Genomic DNA, 3,700 nt, shown 5'->3' with positions numbered 1-3,700 from the left:
GATTTACCTATACCTGAATATAATACATAGTTATAAAAAACGGGATTTTAGGTTAGGATAATAAGGATTTGTTAAATGTCAGAAATTGTTAAATGGCGAAGTTGATTTGTCAACACTTTGCCTCATAAAAAATATATACGAAAATAGTGTTTTAATAATTCTTCATATAAGTAAATATATCAGTGAAAGATGTGCTCATACAAAGGAACAAAGTAAAATATTCTATCTATTTATATTTTGTTTTTCCTCTTTGCCTAAATTTAGCATTCTTCTTTGTTCCCTTTGTTGTGTTTTTGTGCCTAACATAACGAACGTTTTATCTTTTTATTAAGTTTTTCGCTTCAAAATAGGGATAATACGCCATATTATGTAGTCATATCCACTGATTTGTCCACTTCCTTTTATTCCGTTCAATCCAACAGTTTTTTTTCTCTTTCCATCTTTATCCTCAATTAAGTATCTTTTATACTTATTCCATATAGGATTAACTGCTGATGGATTGAATTGTATATTGAATAATTCCTTTTTAGCACTAAGGTTGGTTATTATAACAATAATTTCGCTGTTATTGACAAAAAAGCAAACCCTTATATTTTTTTTATTAACGACAACAGGAGCACGTGTAGCAGGTATTACAGCATAGTTAGTTAACTTATATTTACGCAGCCTCTGGAAGTTCTCGATAAAAGGGTCACTACTTCCTTTCTGCCTTCCAATATATGAAAGAAGTCCCATTGCAATGCAACTTGAAACAAATTTTTTGGCTGCTGTTTTCCCCTTAAAAGCAAGTATACTGGGACAGACAAGTTTTTGTATGTGATTTGCCATATCTAACTGTGGCTGTAAACAATCAATAGGTGGCATGTCCTTCATAAATGCAGGGGGCGCATAAATCTCTTCAAAAACAATAGTAGCATCGGCATAACTTTCTGCCGCCATAAAAGGAGATGCAGAAGTGTGAATTACTAATACCCTGTTTGTTCCCAGAAAATTTCTTGTCCATTCCAGAAATTCAAGGATTTCATCGCAAGTAAGATGGTTATACTCCTTATGTCTTCTATTATTGCAGTATAAGGAACTAACCCAATCAAAATAGACACCATCAAATCCATAGGTTTCTACAATTTTTTTAATGTAATTTTTTAAGTAGTCATTCCATCCCGAAGCAAGACACATTTGTGCTCCATATTCTCCATTTTGCCAATAATTATGTATTTCTGTATCATTGTCATCTTCTGTGCGCTTCCAAAAATCATGGTTTTTTTTCCATGCTTCTGAAGATGGATGTAATTCACTAAGAGAAAAATAAGGAATCACTTTTATTCCATAACGATGTGCAGTTGCAATTGTTTCTTTCATTTTTTTAATATCCTCTTCATCATAGGGAGGAAATGTCCCATCATGCCAGAAATTACCGCTTTTGTCAAAATCATTATGCAATCTTGCTACATTAACACCATATTCAGCCCATTTACGAATTTCTTTTTCATCCGGCCAGGGGTGGTTGTTGAATCCCACATGTCTGATATCCGCAGGATAATTTTTCTCAATCATTGGTAATCCTATTGTAAAAGTGAAGGAATACTTACCTTTTAGTTCAGGTCTTTTATATTTAGGGTCAGGGTACCCTAAGGTAAGTTCATGAAAAGGTTCCATCAATATAGTATTTCCCCTTTTATCTTCAAGTGTATATAAACCAAAAAAGCCACTACCAGGGGTACCGGTAATGCCAGTTTCCCATAATTCCACATTACTCGAAGGTAAAAATTCTATAGCATCTTTTCCTCTATTAAAGAGGGATAAATATCTGAAAGGATATCGTTCAACATATACAGGGTAGGCAAAGGGATAAACTTTACCATAGATAAGATTGGTCAAAAGGTTACCCCCATGTCTTGCCTGCCATGCTGAATATTTATAAGCATATTCACATAGAGACCTATCAATAACAATTTTTGCAACTCCGAGAACTAAAATGTCATTTGCGGGTTCATCAAATTGAAAGGTAATTGTTCTTCGGATAAAACTTGAATGATACTCACATTGTTCGCTATAAGAAATACCAGTTGTTTCTCCTTTATTGTTATACAAAAAACCTGAAGAGATAATTATAGGAAAACCAGCACTTGTTTTATCAATTTCTACCTTTGGTTTTTTTTCAGAAGAGGTGCTGAAAAATAATTTTTCTTCGCTGTGTTCTGGTCTCTTTCCCGCAGACATAAAAGAAAGAACATCTCCCATTTTATCCACATATGAGAGTAAGGGCTTGCGAAGAATATTTTTCCCGGACCCATTAACAAAAACTATAGATACAATAGAACCTCCCCGATTTATATCCTGCTCTACTTCCCAATATTCTGTGAAAACCTTTAATAGATGTCCCTTATGTTGTAATTTAGGAATAGAATATTTCTTCATAAAAATTTCTCCTTTCTGCTTTTATTATACATCACTCTTTTTTGTAAGTATTTACTCAACCCCATCTTTCTGATAAGAATATTTATCTACTTTTGTACTCTATTAAAAGCAGAGTGAGCAAGTTAAAGTTCAAATTTTTTTATCAATTAAACCTTAACATATTTACTATCAATTGACAAGTTTTAATTCTGTTTTCATTATCCCCCCAAGTTTTTGTCAAGTGTTCTGCATGTCCTTAATATATGTGGGTTTTGATATATTTTTAAAAAAACAAAAAGAGATATTGACAAACATAAAGGAAAAAAACTTAAACTCTAAGAACCTTATCAAATAAACTTGCTCAGAAAATAAAAACTCTCTTAATTCTGAAACTGACTTAAAATGACTTTTTCAAGCTTAGTTAGATATATCTATTGAGCAATAAGATATCTTAGATGATAAAAATTAGGACTGCTCTTATGGAGTTCAATTAAGATTTACCCTTTTCAAAATATAACCATAGATAAATCTTTTAAAAACATATTGTAAAGATTTTCAATTAACATCCCCGCTTCTTTATAATAAGGTGTTCCAAAGGTATACCAGCCACCACCATATCCTATTTCAGCAGATGTAATTACTAAAAATCCATTACCAACTTTATGCAATAACAAATATGGAACTTCAGAACTATCTTTATATTTTAAACAAGCCATTATTTCCCATCCATCTGATTTAAGAATATAACCAGAAGAAGGAGACACTCTAGAAAAATGATTTTTGATATTATTAGGTTGAGTAAGCCATTCATCTTCACGAAGATATGTTGTTTTTCGTTCAGGGTCTATTTCCCATCCTGTCCATTTCAAATCAAGATTTTCACCAGGAGGTGATGTCAAAATTTACACAGTGGTATTATTAAAAAAGTGGTGCAGTATCAACTGACGATTAGTGGTGCATTTAAGATGCTTATTGACACCTTATCCCCATTTCTAATTCCTTTTTCATTTGCACCTCCAGTTTTTTCTTATTTTATCCGGAGATGCTATTTAAATCCTATTTTTCAAGTAGATTTTTTTTGTTTTGTCTAACATACCCTTTCGTGTAGATTTATTATGTCTCAATACAATGTTTTGACAGAGGGAAAAAAGGATAGTATAATTAAAGAAAGAAAAATGATAAAAAGAATAATAGGTAGTAATAAAAGAGAAGAAGTAATAGTTAAAAGAAGCGGATTTCTCATATTTGTAGTATCTTTTTGTTTTTTCCTTATAATCACAATTTCTTTTTTAATCATTACAAA

Annotated in this window: 2 protein-coding genes; both read right to left on the bottom strand. The window is 31.8% G+C overall.

What is annotated here, in order from left to right:
• Window positions 1-327 precede the first annotated feature (327 nt).
• Window positions 328-2,418 carry a DUF6259 domain-containing protein gene (locus PLW95_07960; protein HOV22589.1) on the bottom strand — a complete coding sequence of 697 codons (2,091 nt, stop codon included), beginning with the start codon at window positions 2,416-2,418 and terminating at the stop codon, window positions 328-330.
• A gap of 485 nt (window positions 2,419-2,903) precedes the next feature.
• A complete protein-coding gene (locus PLW95_07955; GenBank protein ID HOV22588.1) occupies window positions 2,904-3,296 on the bottom strand; it encodes a hypothetical protein in 393 nt (130 codons plus the stop codon).
• Window positions 3,297-3,700: the final 404 nt, after the last annotated feature.

This window comes from bacterium, from assembly GCA_035370465.1.
GTDB lineage: Bacteria > Ratteibacteria > UBA8468 > B48-G9 > JAFGKM01 > JAGGVW01.
This window is presented reverse-complemented; position numbering and strand designations above follow the sequence as displayed.